The 13,327-nt window shown below is 66.3% G+C and carries 15 protein-coding genes; 6 read left to right on the forward strand and 9 right to left on the reverse strand.

Translation table 11 applies throughout. The features are described from left to right. The first annotated feature begins 25 nt into the window (after nt 1-25). Nucleotides 26-1,024, forward strand: a complete 999-nt coding sequence (locus ACH0CP_RS04730) for a methyltransferase (protein ID WP_294442571.1) — start codon at nt 26-28, stop codon at nt 1,022-1,024. A 121-nt stretch (nt 1,025-1,145) separates the two neighbouring features. Beyond that, nucleotides 1,146-1,580, forward strand: a complete 435-nt coding sequence (locus tag ACH0CP_RS04735; protein WP_294442572.1) for a hypothetical protein — start codon at nt 1,146-1,148, stop codon at nt 1,578-1,580. A gap of 57 nt (nt 1,581-1,637) precedes the next feature. On the opposite strand, the gene ACH0CP_RS04740 is transcribed toward ACH0CP_RS04735, so the two are convergent. From ACH0CP_RS04740 to ACH0CP_RS04750, 3 genes are read right to left on the reverse strand one after another with little or no spacing between them, the layout of a single operon-like run. Further along, nucleotides 1,638-1,943, reverse strand: a complete 306-nt coding sequence (locus tag ACH0CP_RS04740) for a hypothetical protein (RefSeq protein ID WP_294442573.1) — start codon at nt 1,941-1,943, stop codon at nt 1,638-1,640. An 11-nt stretch (nt 1,944-1,954) separates the two neighbouring features. Then, nucleotides 1,955-2,479, reverse strand: a complete 525-nt coding sequence (locus tag ACH0CP_RS04745) for a ferritin-like domain-containing protein (RefSeq protein ID WP_294442574.1) — start codon at nt 2,477-2,479, stop codon at nt 1,955-1,957. 55 nt (nt 2,480-2,534) lie between these two features. After that, a complete protein-coding gene (locus ACH0CP_RS04750) occupies nt 2,535-3,389 on the reverse strand; it encodes an MBL fold metallo-hydrolase (RefSeq protein ID WP_294442575.1) in 855 nt (284 codons plus the stop codon). Between the two features lie 201 nt (nt 3,390-3,590). Here ACH0CP_RS04750 and ACH0CP_RS04755 point away from each other — a divergent pair, with 201 nt between their 5' ends. Further along, nucleotides 3,591-5,144: an MFS transporter gene (locus ACH0CP_RS04755; protein WP_294442576.1), complete on the forward strand. Its 1,554-nt coding sequence runs from the start codon at nt 3,591-3,593 to the stop codon at nt 5,142-5,144. Here ACH0CP_RS04755 and ACH0CP_RS04760 read toward each other — a convergent pair. Further along, nucleotides 5,141-6,349 (reverse strand): multidrug effflux MFS transporter, encoded by a 1,209-nt coding sequence (locus ACH0CP_RS04760; RefSeq protein ID WP_294442622.1) that lies wholly within the window; start codon nt 6,347-6,349, stop codon nt 5,141-5,143. The two genes, ACH0CP_RS04755 and ACH0CP_RS04760, sit on opposite strands and share 4 nt — an antisense overlap. A gap of 241 nt (nt 6,350-6,590) precedes the next feature. On the opposite strand from ACH0CP_RS04760, the gene ACH0CP_RS04765 reads away from it, so the two are divergent. Genes ACH0CP_RS04765 through ACH0CP_RS04775 form a run of 3 tightly spaced genes read left to right on the forward strand, consistent with a single transcriptional unit; the run spans nt 6,591 to nt 10,733 of the window. Then, nucleotides 6,591-8,078: an ATPase domain-containing protein gene (locus ACH0CP_RS04765; RefSeq protein WP_294442577.1), complete on the forward strand. Its 1,488-nt coding sequence runs from the start codon at nt 6,591-6,593 to the stop codon at nt 8,076-8,078. Continuing rightward, nucleotides 8,075-10,120, forward strand: a complete 2,046-nt coding sequence (locus tag ACH0CP_RS04770) for an ATP-binding protein (RefSeq protein WP_406875848.1) — start codon at nt 8,075-8,077, stop codon at nt 10,118-10,120. Before ACH0CP_RS04765 ends, ACH0CP_RS04770 begins: the two co-directional genes overlap by 4 nt. Nucleotides 10,121-10,166: 46 nt before the next feature. Then, on the forward strand, nt 10,167-10,733 hold the full coding sequence (locus tag ACH0CP_RS04775) for a hemerythrin domain-containing protein (RefSeq protein WP_294442578.1): 567 nt from the start codon (nt 10,167-10,169) through the stop codon (nt 10,731-10,733). Nucleotides 10,734-10,745: 12 nt separating this feature from the next. Here ACH0CP_RS04775 and ACH0CP_RS04780 read toward each other — a convergent pair whose 3' ends face one another. The 5 genes from ACH0CP_RS04780 to ACH0CP_RS04800 all read right to left on the reverse strand — a co-directional run bounded on the left by ACH0CP_RS04780 (nt 10,746) and on the right by ACH0CP_RS04800 (nt 13,319). Next, nucleotides 10,746-11,237 (reverse strand): MmcB family DNA repair protein, encoded by a 492-nt coding sequence (locus tag ACH0CP_RS04780; RefSeq protein WP_294442579.1) that lies wholly within the window; start codon nt 11,235-11,237, stop codon nt 10,746-10,748. Between the two features lie 39 nt (nt 11,238-11,276). Next, nucleotides 11,277-11,867, reverse strand: coding sequence for a cell wall hydrolase (locus ACH0CP_RS04785; RefSeq protein WP_294442580.1), 591 nt, complete (start codon nt 11,865-11,867; stop codon nt 11,277-11,279). A 204-nt stretch (nt 11,868-12,071) separates the two neighbouring features. Then, on the reverse strand, nt 12,072-12,398 hold the full coding sequence (locus ACH0CP_RS04790; RefSeq protein WP_294442581.1) for a DUF1491 family protein: 327 nt from the start codon (nt 12,396-12,398) through the stop codon (nt 12,072-12,074). Next, a complete protein-coding gene (locus ACH0CP_RS04795; RefSeq protein ID WP_406875847.1) occupies nt 12,395-12,871 on the reverse strand; it encodes a PaaI family thioesterase in 477 nt (158 codons plus the stop codon). The genes ACH0CP_RS04790 and ACH0CP_RS04795 overlap by 4 nt, the downstream gene beginning before the upstream one ends. Beyond that, a complete protein-coding gene (locus ACH0CP_RS04800) occupies nt 12,837-13,319 on the reverse strand; it encodes a PTS sugar transporter subunit IIA (protein WP_294442583.1) in 483 nt (160 codons plus the stop codon). Before ACH0CP_RS04800 ends, ACH0CP_RS04795 begins: the two co-directional genes overlap by 35 nt. Nucleotides 13,320-13,327 lie beyond the last annotated feature (8 nt).

Below are 13,327 nucleotides of genomic sequence, written 5' to 3' on the forward strand. Positions count from 1 at the left end.
TCCATTGACTGGCCGATCAAGACGCATGACCACAACCCAGATACAACCGATCGACGCGCAGCAAACCCAACAGCAGCGTGACGCGCTGCTCCAGCTTCTGACGCTGCTGCGCGACCATCATTACGATTTCTTGGCGCCGACCCCCGCCTCGCACGAACGGGTGCTGGCGCGGCCGGGCCGGCAAAGCGGCAGCACGACCGAGGACCTGCTCGGCTGGAACGTGCCGTGCCGCAGCGACGCCATGGACGAAGCAGTGACCGCAGCGCTGGACGCCGCGGGGCTGCTCGAGCGAGACGACGACGGCTTCGTGAAGGCGGGCGTGCGGGTGTCAAGGCTGTTCGACTGCCTGTTCGTTCATTCCGCCTTTCCGACGGCCGCGAAGGATTCGGTCTTCCTCGGCCCCGACAGCCATCGCTTCGCCGATTACATCTCGCGCAACATCGCCGGGCTAAAACCAGGTGCGAAGATCCTGGATTATGGCGCCGGCGCCGGCGCGGGCGGGATCGTTGCCGCGACGCTGCATGGCGACGCGACGTTGACGCTGGCAGACATCAACCCGAAGGCGCTGGCGCTCGCCTCGGTCAACGCGACCGCAGCGGGCGTGGAACATCACACCGTATCCACAAAATCAGTAGGCGACGTGGACGGGCAGTTCGACCTGATCGTCACTCATCCGCCCTTCATGATCGACCGCGACCGGCGCGCCTATCGCGACGGCGGTGATCTTTACGGCGGGCAATTGTCGCTCGACTGGACGCTGGCGGCGATCGAGAAGCTGACGCCGGGCGGACGCTTCCTGATGCACACCGGCGTCTCGATCGTCGAGGGCCGCGATGTGGTGCAGGAGGCGCTGAGCGAGGCGATGCCGGCGATCGGCTATCGCTACGACTATCGCCTGCTGGATCCCGATATCTACAGCGACGAGTTGGAGAACGAGGTGTACGCCGAGGTCGACCGGATCGCCGCGATTGGCCTGTGCGTGGTGCGCGATCCCGCGGCCGGGCCAGTGACGCAAACATCGTGATTCAGGTTAGTCGCCCCCGAGTTTCGGGAACCCGGCCGCGCACCCGCCGCTTCCCTTCTCGACCGCTTTGAACACCGGACCCCGAAGCCGATCCGCGTTAATCACCGCAGGAGCGACGATAATGAACGATCCCGCTACCCGCCTCTACGGCACGGCCGCCCCGTCCAATCGCCAGGACGCCGCGCTGAACGGCATACGCGGCGAGGGTGTCGCGGATGTCGATGGCCCGGGCTATCACCGCACGGTATTGCCGGAGGACCAGCCGGCAATCGAGGTAGAGGAAATCTCCGGCGTGGCTTTTGCCGAAGCCAGCCGGATGGTGGCGTCGCCGCATGCTGCTGCCACGCCGGTTGCGTCCGTCGGCGGATGGGCGCCGGCCGATCACCCGCTGCCGGACACGCCCCGTGCGCCATCGCCGTGGCCGTGGATCGCGGCCTCGCTCGCGCTCGGCTTCATGATCGGGCGACGCCAGGGCGCCTCGGCACGCGCGGCGAACGAGCGGGCATTGGCGGCGGAGCGCGCGAACCGGCATGCGCTCGATCAAGTCCTGATCTGACGCACAAGCCGCTTGTCGCGCGTGCCGGGGCGGGCGCCCCGGCACGCGCTGTTGCCGTCAGCGGCTCGCCTGGTTCTTGCCGGCGCCGGGCTTCCAGGCACCGGGCTTGGTTGGCGGATCCTCCGCCGCACCGGCGCCGCTGCCACGCGCCTCGCCAGTCACAGGGTCGACCGACGCGCGTGCGCCGGCCCCCTCCCCGCCCTCGGCCGGATCGGCGTTCACGGCGCCGGCAGGGTCGGCGCGGCGCATCTCCTCCTCCCGCTCCCGCGAATAGGATTGGCCGAAGAGGCCGACATCATGATCGAACGAGTTCTGCGGCGTCTGCCGCTCCGGGTCGACGGCTGGGTGATCGGTGCGTTCCATGGCGGCTCTCCTCAGGCCTTTGCTGTCGACGCGCCGGATTCGGCGTAGAGCGAGGCATAGCGCCGGGTGACGAGCGGCAAGGATTCATCGATCCACTGGGCCATCGCCTGTTCCTCGCCCAGAGATTGCTGGAGCAGCGGCGCGACCTGCGCGAAGCCGCCATCCTCGGCGAGAATGAGAAGCGACTTGTAGGCGGCGATCTCGAAATGCTCGAAGGCGTAGTTGGCGAAGCTGTTCTTCACGATCTCGTCACCGGCCACCGAATGGGTGAGCGCGGCCATCCCGCCCGACAGGCTAAGCCCCAGATCCTTGAACGCCGAGGCGCTGGTGCCGAGGGTGGCGAGAATCTCGTCAAGCCGGGCGATCTGACCGTTCGTTTCCTCGATATGCGCGCGCAGGCGATCGGCCACCTCAGGGTAATGTTCGATCCGCGATACCTGCGGCGTCATGATCGAAAGCGCCTGCTTTTCCACCGCGTGCGCGTTGACCAGACCGGTCACGAACAATTCGCGAAGCGTGTCCTGCTGTGTTGCCATCTGTCTTCTCCTCCATGGGGGGTGTTGTTGCGGTTGAAGGGTGATCGGGGACGGATCAGAGCGGCGTGCCGGCCTGGCAGCGTTCGAGTTCGACCGGATCGTGTGCGCAGGTGATCGTCACCTCGTCGCGCTTCTCGATTGACAGGAGGCGGAGCCGTTCCTGGTTGCGCAGGCGGCTCGTTGCATCCGTCTCCATCAAACGCTGGTAGGCACGCAGCCCCGGCGTGCAGCGGCGGCGCGCCTGGCGCATTTCGCCGCGGTAGAAATAGGCGTCGCCAGCGTGGAGCAGCCAGCGGCCGTCGTCGCGCCGGACGGCGACGCCGGCGTGACCCCAGGTGTGGCCGGGCAGCGGCACGAGCAGGATCTCGGGCGGCAGACCCACGAGACCGCGCACCGCATCGAAGCCGAACCATGGCTCGCCCGGCGCGCTGTAGCAGCGCCATTCCGCAACGCCGTTCAGCTGCGGCGGGCGCCAGCGATTGCGCGCGACGAACCCTTCGTGCGGGCTGGTTGCATCGTCATATTCGCGCTGCATCACATGGACGGTGGCGGCGGGGAAATCCTCCAGCCCGCCGGCGTGGTCGAAGTCGAGATGCGTGACGACGATGTGGCGGACGTCGGCCGCGTCATACCCCAAGGCTTCGATTTGGCGGATGGCGGTTTCGCGTTCGCGCAGCTGGATGTTGAGCATCGCGCGCCACGGGCGCGGCACGCGGGGATCGGGCGATGCATGGGGGTGCGCAACGTCACGCAGGCCAAAGCCGGTGTCGACCAGCACCAGGCCGTGCGCGTCGGTTTCGATCAGCAGGCAATGGCCGACGATCGTGCCGAACGGGCTGACGCTCCGGCCGTCGAACAGCGCGCCGCCGAGCGGGCAATCAGTGCCGCAATTGAGATGGTGGATGCGCAACGCCGTCCCCTTGAATGAGGCGACCGGGCAGGCCGGGCCCCAAAACGAGCCACCGCACCCGGCGTTTGGCCTCCTGAAACGGACGAGGGCGCGGTTAGTCGCTTCGCCAGCGCAACGAAGCGCCGGCTTTTTCAATGATTTAGGTTAAGAAGATCGGCCCCTGCGCCCGAAACCGCTGTGCTGACGGCACGTTCTGGCGCCGTGACGACACTCTTACCCGAGGCAGAGATCACCGAGCGGGAGCGTGCGCGCGGGCTGCGGCTGCTGGTGATCGAAGCCGCCTTTTCCGGCGGGGCGGCTGCGCTCACCTCCGGCGTCATCCTGACAGCATTTGCGCTCCATCTTGGCGCGTCGAACCTGATGGTGGGCGTGCTGGCGAGTATCCCCTTCCTGGCGCAGCTGCTGCAGGTGCCGGCAATCGGGCTGGTCGAGCACTGGCGACGGCGCAAGCAGATCGCCGTCGTCACCAGCGTGATTGGCCGGGCGATGCTGGCGGTGATGGCGGCAGTCGCGTTCTTCACCGGATCAGGGCCCCTGATCGTCTTCTTGGCGGCGCAGATGATCCTGTGCGGGTTGGGCGCGATCGGTGCCTGCGCCTGGAATTCGTGGATGCGCGATCTTGCGCCGGAAGAGCAGCTGGGCAGCGTCTTCGCCAGGCGGACGGTATGGCTGACCGGGATCGGTCTGGTGCTCGGCCTTGCCGCTGCGCTGGCGCTGGACCTGACGCCCGCCGGATCGCGAGGGCGCAACCTGGTGTTCGCGGGGATGTTCGCCGCTGGCTGCATCACCGGGCTGATCAGCGCGCGGATCGTGGCGGCGATGCCGGAGCCGTTGATGCCGCCCGCGCCGGGCCCGATCAACCTTGGCGCGCTGCTGCGCCAGCCGCTGCGCGACGAGAATTTCCGCCGTTTGCTCGTTTTTGTGGCGAGCTGGCAGTTCGCGATCAACCTGGCGACGCCCTTTTTCACCGTGTTCATCGTCCGCCAGCTGCGCTTCGACCTCAGCTTCGTCATGGTGCTGAGCGTGATCAGCCAGATCGCCAATATCCTGGCGCTGCGCCTGTGGGGCACGCTGAGCGACCGGTTCGCCAACAAATCGGTGCTCGCGCTGTGCGCGCCGACCTATATCGTGGCGATCGTCGGCATGATCGGCGCCTCGCAATTCGCTGACCCGGACGTGGTGAAGCTCTGGCTGGCGTTACTCCACATGATCATGGGCGCCTCGATTGCGGGCGTCACGCTGACGAGCACCAACATCGCCCTGAAGCTCTCCCCCAAGGGATCGGCGACCGCGTATGTCGCCAGCGCGGCGCTGGTTACGGCGATCGCGGCTGGGCTGGCGCCGATCCTGGGCGGGCTGCTTGCCGACTTCTTCGCTGCCCGTCAGTTCGAACTGGTCGCGCGCTGGAGCGGCCCGAACGGCGTGTTCGCGTTGCCGATCGTGCTGACGCAGTGGGACTTCTATTTCCTGATCGCCGGGATCATCGGCGTCTATGCGATTCACCGCCTGTCGCTGGTGCAAGAGCGCGGCGAGATCGAGCGGCGCGAGATGGTGGGCCATGTGCTGATCGAGACGCGGCGGACGATCCGCAATATCTCCAGCGTCGCCGGCCTACGCGCGGCCACCGACCTGCCGGGCGCGCTGGTGCGCGATGCCCGGCTGCGCGTGCGCCTGCGCCGTGCGCAGCTGGCGCGGCGGCGGCATCGGCAGCTGGATCAGGCCTATGCGGATGCCGGCTTGGGCGACGCTTTCTAGCCGCCGACCGCGCGGCGATCGCGCGGGTGGAAGAGCTGCCCGCCTTCGACGACATAGATGATCGCGAGCACGGCGAGGCCGATGCACAGATAGCCGACCGCGAGCGGCATGGTGGTGCCCGCATAGGCCTGGCCGATCGCGGAGCCGACGATCACGGCGCCGATGCTGGTGATGAAGCCCTGCACCGAGGATGCGGTGCCGGCGATATGGCCGACCGGCTCCATCGCCATCGAACCGAAGTTCGATCCACACAGGCCAATGCACGTCATGCTGAGCGCCTGGAAGAAGATATAGGTGGTCAGCGTCTCCCAGCCTGCCTGGATCACCAGGATATGGGCCAGCGACAAAGCGATGAGGCCGAGCACCGCGCTTTGCGAGATGAGGCGAGTACCTAGCCGTTCCACCAGTCGGCTGTTCGCGAAGGCGGCGAAGCCCATCGCGCCGGCGCAGATCGCGAACAGCCAGGTGAAGCGGTCCCCCGCCCCGAACTCGTCGACGAAGATCTGCTGCGAGGACGAGACGAAGGCGATGATCCCGCCGAAGGTGAGCGAGGCGGCCACGGCGTAGCCGAGCGAGAAGCGGTTCGAGAGAGTGAGCGCGTAGTTTTCCCGCAGGCGGGAGAGCGAGATCGGCACGCGGCGCGATACCGGCAGCGTCTCAACGAGCCGGATCGCCGACCAGCCGAGCACCACGGCCGCGAACCCGCCGAGCACGTAGAAGATGAAGCGCCACGGCCCGAAGGCGAGCAGCCCCTGCCCGAGAGACGGCGCAAGGATCGGCACCAGGAAGAAGATCATCTGCGCCATCGACATGGTGCGCGCCATCTGCCGGCCGGACGAGCCATCGCGGACGATGGCCACCGCCAGCACGCGGGTGGAGGCCGACATCAGCCCCTGCAGCATGCGCGCGCCGAGCAGCGCCGGAAAGGTCGCGGAGCTTGCCGCGAAGATGCTGGCCGCTACGAAGCCGGCGAGGCTGGCGATCAGCACCGGGCGGCGACCATAGCGATCCGCCATCGGCCCGTAAAACAACTGCGCTGCGCCGAAGCCCAACATGTAGAAGGTGATCACCCACTGGCGGTGATTGGCGGCGGTGACGCTCAATTCGTTACCGATATCCGCCAAAGCGGGCAGCATGAGATCCACGCCTAGCGCGTTGACGGCCATCAATGCCGCGATGAAGGCAACAAACTCACGGCGATTCATGCCGGCGGGCGCTGGGTTCGGCGTCATGGGGCCGCCTATCCACTGTTGCTACCGAAGCAACAAGGGAAGCCTTGCCTCCCTTTCGATAGAAGCGCCGCGCGTTCTGGTCGAAGCGCCAGTTCTGGTGAGTTTCCTGACGCCGAAGCTTGGCGGAGTACATCGCGTCACATCTCTCCCGTGGCGACGCGAACTTCCGACTGCTAGTTGCGTTGACGACAGGTGCAACGAGGAAGGTGACTGAATGGCGTACGCTGGCTCGCGCGACGCACCGACCGGCATCGCGGGCTTGGATGAAGTGCTTCGGGGCGGCCTGGAGCGCAGCCGGACCTTCTTGCTGGAAGGCCAGCCGGGCACCGGCAAGACCACCATTGCACTGCAATTCCTGGTTGACGGCGCGCGGGCGGGCGAGCGGTGCCTCTATATCACTTTGTCGGAAACCGAGGACGAGCTGCGCTCCGCCGCGGCGTCGCACGACTTTTCGCTCGAGGGCGTGCATGTCTACGAACTGATCCCACCGGAGAATCTGCTGGACGAGAACCAGCAGCAGAGCCTGCTCTATTCCTCCGACCTCGAACTCAGTGAAACCGCGAAGCGGATCTTCGAGATCTTCGAGGACGTGCGGCCCGAGCGCGTGGTGCTCGACAGCCTGTCGGAAATCCGGCTGCTGGCGCAAAGCTCGCTACGCTATCGCCGCCAGATACTCGCCCTGAAGCACTATTTCGCGCAAAGCCGCGCGACCGTGCTGATGCTCGACGACCTGACGAGCGACGTGAACGACAAGACGGTCAATTCGATCGCGCACGGGGTGGTGCGGCTGGAGGAGCTGGCGCCCGAATATGGCGCGGAGCGGCGCCGGCTGCGCGTGATCAAATATCGCGGGCGCCGCTATCGCGGTGGCTTCCACGACTTCGCGATCGAGACGGGCGGCGTGCGCGTCTTCACCCGGCTGGTGTCGGCCGAGCACAAGGGCGGCTTCGCGCGCGAGGCGCTGTCGACGAGTTCGCCGCAGCTGAACGCACTTCTAGGCGGCGGGATCGATCGTGGATCGAGCGTGCTCATGCTGGGCCCCGCGGGCACCGGCAAGTCGCTGCTGTGCCTGACCTTCATCAAGACGGCGATCGAGCGCGGCGAAAGCGCGGCGATGTTCGTCTTCGACGAGGAGCTTCAGCTGCTGATCCAGCGCGCGTCGGCTCTCGGGATCGATCTTCAGGGCTATATCGATGACGGCAAGCTGGTGCTGGAGCAGGTGGACGCCGCGGAGCTGACCCCCGGCGAATTCTCCTCTCGCGTCCGCGCCTGCGTCGAGCAGCGTCATGCGCGCACCGTCGTGATCGATAGCCTCAACGGTTATCAGGCCGCCATGCCGGGCGAGCAGGCGCTGGTGCTGCACGTCCACGAACTGCTGCAATATCTCAACCGCCAGGGCGCCACGACCTTCCTGACGGTGGCGCAGCATGGGCTGATCGGCGAAATGCGCTCGCCGGTCGACCTCACCTATATCGCCGATACGGTCCTGCTACTGCGCTATTTCGAGGCGCACGGCCGCGTGCGCCGCGCGATTTCAGTGATCAAGAAGCGCACCGGCATGCACGAGGATACGATCCGCGAATATCAGATCGGCGGTCGCGGCTTTACGCTGGGCGAGCCGCTGCACGCCTTCCAGGGCATCCTGCGCGGTGTGCCCGAGGTGCTTGGCGACGTGCCCTTGCTCAGGCGAAGCGACGCGTGACCGTTACCGCCGTCTCTGAACGCGCATTGATCCTGGCACCGCATGGCCGCGACGCGGCCGTCGCGGCGAGCATGCTGTGCGAGGCGGGGATCGCGGCGACGGCCTGTCGGGGCCTGGGCGGCCTGGTCGATGAACTGGGCCGCGGTGCGGGCTTCGTCGTCATGACGGAAGAGGCAGTCGCAAACGTCGATCTGCGCGCAGTCGTCCGCTGGATCGAGGAACAGGAGGAATGGTCCGACCTGCCGATCATCCTGCTGACCACACGGGGCGGCGGGCTGGAACGCAATCCGGCGGCGGCGCGGCACCTCGATATCCTGGGCAACGTCACCTTCCTCGAGCGACCGTTTCATCCGACGACGCTGATCAGCCTCGCGCGTTCGGCATTGCGCGCGCGGCGGCGGCAATATGAAGCGCGTGCACGCCTTCTGGCGTTGCGCGCAAGCGAGACCCGCTTTCGCACCCTGTTCGATACGATGGACGAAGGCTTCTGCGTCATCCAGTTCTTTGACGGGCCGCACGGGCCGCTCAGCGACTATGTCCATGTTCAGGCCAATCCTGCGTACGAACGCCATGCCGGTATCCCCAACGTGGTGGGGCAGAAGGTGCGCGAGATGGTGCCCGAAGAGGCGGACGACTGGGTGGCGCTGTATCGCGACGTTCTCGTCACCGGCAACGCCATCAGGTTCAATCGCGAGCTGGTGGCGACCGGCCGGCACCTGGAGCTGGCCGCGTTCCGCGTCGAACCCGAGGAGCGCCGCGAAGTCGCAGTTATTTTCCAGGACGTGACCGAGCGGCGGCGCGCCGAGTTGGCGCTGCGCGAACTGAACGAGACGCTGGAACACCGGATCAGCGAAGCGATCGCAGAGCGCGAACAGGCGCTGGCGCAATTGCACGAGGCGCAGAAGCTGGAGACGATCGGCCAGCTCACCGGCGGTGTGGCGCATGATTTCAACAATCTGCTGACACCGATCACCGGAACGCTGGACCTTCTCGAGCACCGTTACGGCGATGATCCACGGTCAGCACGGCTGATCGACGGGGCGTTGCAATCCGCCGAACGCGCCAAGACACTCGTGCAGCGACTGTTGCAGTTCGCGCGGCGCCAGGCGCTGGAGAAGCGTCCGGTCGATACCGGTGCGCTGATCGAGGGGATGCGCGATCTGATCGCGAGTTCGATCGGTGGCCAAATCGAACTCGACATTCACGCGCCCACCGGGCTGCAGCCGGCGCTGGCCGATCCGAACCAGCTGGAGCTCGCCATCCTCAACCTGTGCGTCAATGCGCGCGACGCAATGCCCGACGGCGGGGTGCTGAGCCTGTGCATCGATCAGGTGGAGATGGACTGGGGCACCTCCCCTGCCCTGTCGCCCGGCACATACGTGCGTATCGTGGTGATCGATGATGGCGAGGGCATGGACGAAGAGACGCTCGCCCGTGCCGTGGAGCCCTTCTATTCGACCAAGGAGCGCGGCAAGGGCACCGGGCTTGGCCTGTCGATGGTGCACGGCTTGGCGGCGCAGCTCGGCGGCACCTTCGTATTGTCGAGCAAGCCGGGCGTTGGCACGCGGGCGGACCTCTATCTGCCCGCCGCCACGACGATTGCCGGGGTAACGCATCATCGCGGGCCGCAGCGCGCAACGGCGAACAGCCGGCCGCTGGCCATCATGCTGGTCGATGACGAAGATCTGGTGCGTGCCGGCACGGCCGAGATGCTGCGCGATCTGGGCCATAAGGTGACCGACTTGCCGGGGGGCGCGGAGGCGCTTGCCGCGCTTGACGCTGGCCTCATGGTGGATGTGGTGATCACCGATTACATGATGCCGCGCATGAATGGCGGTGAACTGGCGGAGCGGCTGCTGGCGCGGCGGCCTGACCTGCCCGTGCTGGTGGTGACCGGCTATGCAGGTGGAGACCTGGAAATCGCCCTGCCCCAGCTCGCCAAGCCCTTCCGCCAGGCCGATCTTGCCGCTGCGCTGGCTGACCTGACCGAACCGACACGACATACCCCGGTCGAAGCAGCGATTCCGCAGACAGGAACGTAGCGCCGCACCTGTCGTTACCGGTTCAAGCAACACGGGAGCGAAGGACATGCCGAGCGCCAAGGAAGCGAAATCATCGACCGCCCGGACGATCGCCATTGGCGCGGTAGGCGGCGTGGCGGCAGGGTTGCTCGCCAATCTTGCGCGAAAGGCCGCCGTCCAGGCACCGAGTGCGCTGGCCGGCAATTGGGACAAGGCGCTGGCCGCGGAACACGCCGCCGCGCTCAAGATCTTCGACCTGCTGGAAAAGACCACCGAGGAGGATCCGGTGAAGCGCGCGTCGCTGCTCGCGCAGCTGAAGCATGCGGTGGGCAAGCATGCCTGGCAGGAAGAGAATGTCATCTACACGATGATGCGCGACCACGGGCTGACCGAGGCGGCGGACCATCTCAACCACGAACATGGTTATGTGAAACAATATTTCTTCGAGCTATCGGAGATGCCGAAGACGGATCCGGCGTGGCTGCCCAAGCTGGGCGAATTCCGGACGCTGATCGAGAAGCACATGGAGGAAGAGGAGCGCGACATCTTCCCACGGCTGCGCGGCCAGCTGAGCGAGGCGCAGAACAACCATGTGACGGCGGTAATGAACAAGGAAGGATTGCGGCTCGCGTAGCGCGCCGCCGCCTCACCAGCCCTGCACCGCCTCCGGATCGGACAACGCAACGAGCCGCCGCGCGGCGCGGCGCGCAAAGGCGAGGGTGCATTTCTTGCGCGCGTGGGTGTTCATCGCTTCCGTCTTCGCCTCGCGCACCACGGCGGCATCATAGCGATCAGCAACGATCAGGCCGGTGCGTTCGGGAAGGAACGCCTCGCCGGCGATGGGTGAATGATCAAAGCCTGCCGGCACCGCCCAGAAGAAGCGATCACAATGCGGCAGATAATCCTGCCACTTGTTGTCACCGAGCAGGTCGGCGCGCGACACCTTGATCTCGATGATGGTGATCTGGCCGCGCGCGTCTAGCGCCATCAGATCGACCCGTCGGCCGCCGTCGAGCGGCACCTCTCCCATGGCGACAAGCTCATGCCGCAGCAGAAGCCTTGTCACGCCGCGCGCGACATCCGCGGCACAGAGTGGAGAGAGGGGATCGTCTACACAGGTTTCCGGCGTGGTAAGCACGCAAGAAACCTTAGAACAATTCAGGAACGTTGAAAAGCCTTAGCGATAGAAGACGTGGTTGCCGATCGAGGCAACCTTGCGCAGGCTCGCCGCCGGGGCACGCCCGCGGTTGAAATACAGGGCGCGTTCGGCCTGGCTCTCCCATGCGTCAGCCAGCGCGACGCGCGCCACGGCGACTGCAGTGCGGTACGAACGGCTGTTCTCGTCAATGGCGGGGATGCGACCGCCGCGCACGAAGCCGAACTGGCCACGCTGGGTCACCACATCGCAGACGTCCGACGGGAAGCGGCCCGACTTGGACCGGTTCAGGATCACGTCCGCCACCGCGAGTTGACCCGAAAGGGGCTCACCACGCGATTCGTGGTAGATCGCACCGGCGAGGCACTGGATCGCCTCGTCGTCGCCATCATGGGTCGGCTGCGCTGCGACTGCAGCAGCAAGCGAGGGATATGCAACCGTATCGCCCGTCGCGAGTTCATCAGTGACAGGGCTGGTCGGTGCAGAAACCGGTGTCGACTGTTGCCCGGTAATGGGCACCATCGTCGCGGTGGGCAGCGGGAGCGTGGGCTCAACCTGAGCTGCAAGGCCAGCCGTGCTCTGCACGCCGAGGCCGAAGAAAGACACAGTCATGGCCACCGCAACGGCGGCCCGCGAAAAGAACGACATTCTAAACAGTCAAAGGCGGTGGGTACGCGGAAGCGACCGCATGCTCCGTGAACGGAACATCGATCGTCCGGGATCCCCCCGACTGCGTCACCGCACGGATCGCACCCGCCGCGGCACAACGCTTGAAAACGATGGCCGGCAGGTCGCCGCGTAGCCGTCTAGAGTCAATTACCCGAGGATTGTTTCAGCGGCGAACCGTTCGGAGTCCGCGATGTCCAGAGCAACTACCCATAGATCAGGGTCGCGCGAACGGCGCTTCTTCCAATAATCATCAGGTGAGTCGCTGCTACCTTCAACGGGGCCGCAGGGAACGAGCGTATCATTACCATCAAAGTCTATGCGCCGCTCGAGCAGCCGGCCTTCCTGTTCCAAAACAAGGAGAATGGCGCCGGCATCGGGATCGCCCCGCGCGAGGATCACGGCGATCCCGCCGGCGTCATTGACCCGCCGCAACAAGGCGCCGACGACGAGATGAGTCGGCAGGCGTGCGATCACGCCGTGCGATATCCGGGCAGGGACGCGAGGGGGATGCGGCTGCGCATGAAGGTACCGGTGCCGCGGGCGACCTCCTCGCCATCCGCCGCGATCAGCCGCGCGTCGCCAACGAATACGCGGCGCTGACCGCTGACCCAGCGCCCCTCCGCCACCACCGGACCAGCTGACAGCGGACGGGTGAGGACGAGGTTGAACTGAGTCGTCAGCAGGAAGCGATCGGTGATGAGGCTGTTGCAGGCGTAGAAGGCCGCATCGTCGAGCATCTTGAAATAGGCGGTGCCGTGCGCCGCGCCGGCGGCATGGAAATGCTCGGTCGAGATCTCGAAGCTGATCCGCGCCACGCCCGGCTCCGGGATCGACAGGGTGGAGGCGAACAGGCGGTTGATCGGGGCGGCGGCGTAGAGCGACTCGAGCGCACGATGGTGCGCTTCGGCGCCTTCAGGCCGCGTCACGCGCGTCACTCCCCGGCTCATCCGCCGTCAGCAGCGCATAAAGCGCGTCGCGCGATCCGGCGCCGCGCAGCTTCGCGACGAACGTGCGATCGCGGAACCGGCGCGATACGCGTGCCAGCGCCTTCAGGTGATCGGCGCCGGCCTCCGGCGGGGACAGCATTGTTACCGCGATGTCGACCGGCAGATCGTCGACCGCCTGGAAATCGATCGGCTGGGCGAGACGGGCAATGACGAGCACGATGCGCGGCAGGCCCTTGATCCGGGCATGGGGGATGGCGACGCCGCCGCCAAAGCCGGTCGAGCCGAGCTTCTCGCGCTCGAACAGGGCGGTCGCCACGTCCGTGGCGTCAAGATCCAGTGCCGGGGCGGCGAGCGCCCCGAGCTGCTGGAACAGATTCTTCTTATTGGTCGCCGCCACCCCGACGACGATGAGGTCGGGGTGGAGGAGGTCACTCAAATCATGGGACATGTCGTTCG

The organism is Sphingomonas sp. 179-I 2A4 NHS, assembly GCF_045369135.1.
Taxonomy (GTDB): domain Bacteria; phylum Pseudomonadota; class Alphaproteobacteria; order Sphingomonadales; family Sphingomonadaceae; genus Sphingomonas.

What these genes read in the sequence shown, in the direction of transcription:
- ACH0CP_RS04730 (WP_294442571.1), top strand. Translation starts at nt 26, where the DNA reads ATGACCACAACCCAGATACAACCGATCGACGCGCAGCAAACCCAACAG.
- ACH0CP_RS04745 (WP_294442574.1), bottom strand. Translation starts at nt 2,479, where the DNA reads ATGGCAACACAGCAGGACACGCTTCGCGAATTGTTCGTGACCGGTCTG.
- ACH0CP_RS04765 (WP_294442577.1), top strand. Translation starts at nt 6,591, where the DNA reads ATGGCGTACGCTGGCTCGCGCGACGCACCGACCGGCATCGCGGGCTTG.
- ACH0CP_RS04740 (WP_294442573.1), bottom strand. Translation starts at nt 1,943, where the DNA reads ATGGAACGCACCGATCACCCAGCCGTCGACCCGGAGCGGCAGACGCCG.
- ACH0CP_RS04760 (WP_294442622.1), bottom strand. Translation starts at nt 6,349, where the DNA reads ATGAATCGCCGTGAGTTTGTTGCCTTCATCGCGGCATTGATGGCCGTC.
- ACH0CP_RS04735 (WP_294442572.1), top strand. Translation starts at nt 1,146, where the DNA reads ATGAACGATCCCGCTACCCGCCTCTACGGCACGGCCGCCCCGTCCAAT.
- ACH0CP_RS04775 (WP_294442578.1), top strand. Translation starts at nt 10,167, where the DNA reads ATGCCGAGCGCCAAGGAAGCGAAATCATCGACCGCCCGGACGATCGCC.
- ACH0CP_RS04785 (WP_294442580.1), bottom strand. Translation starts at nt 11,867, where the DNA reads ATGACTGTGTCTTTCTTCGGCCTCGGCGTGCAGAGCACGGCTGGCCTT.
- ACH0CP_RS04800 (WP_294442583.1), bottom strand. Translation starts at nt 13,319, where the DNA reads ATGTCCCATGATTTGAGTGACCTCCTCCACCCCGACCTCATCGTCGTC.
- ACH0CP_RS04795 (WP_406875847.1), bottom strand. Translation starts at nt 12,871, where the DNA reads ATGAGCCGGGGAGTGACGCGCGTGACGCGGCCTGAAGGCGCCGAAGCG.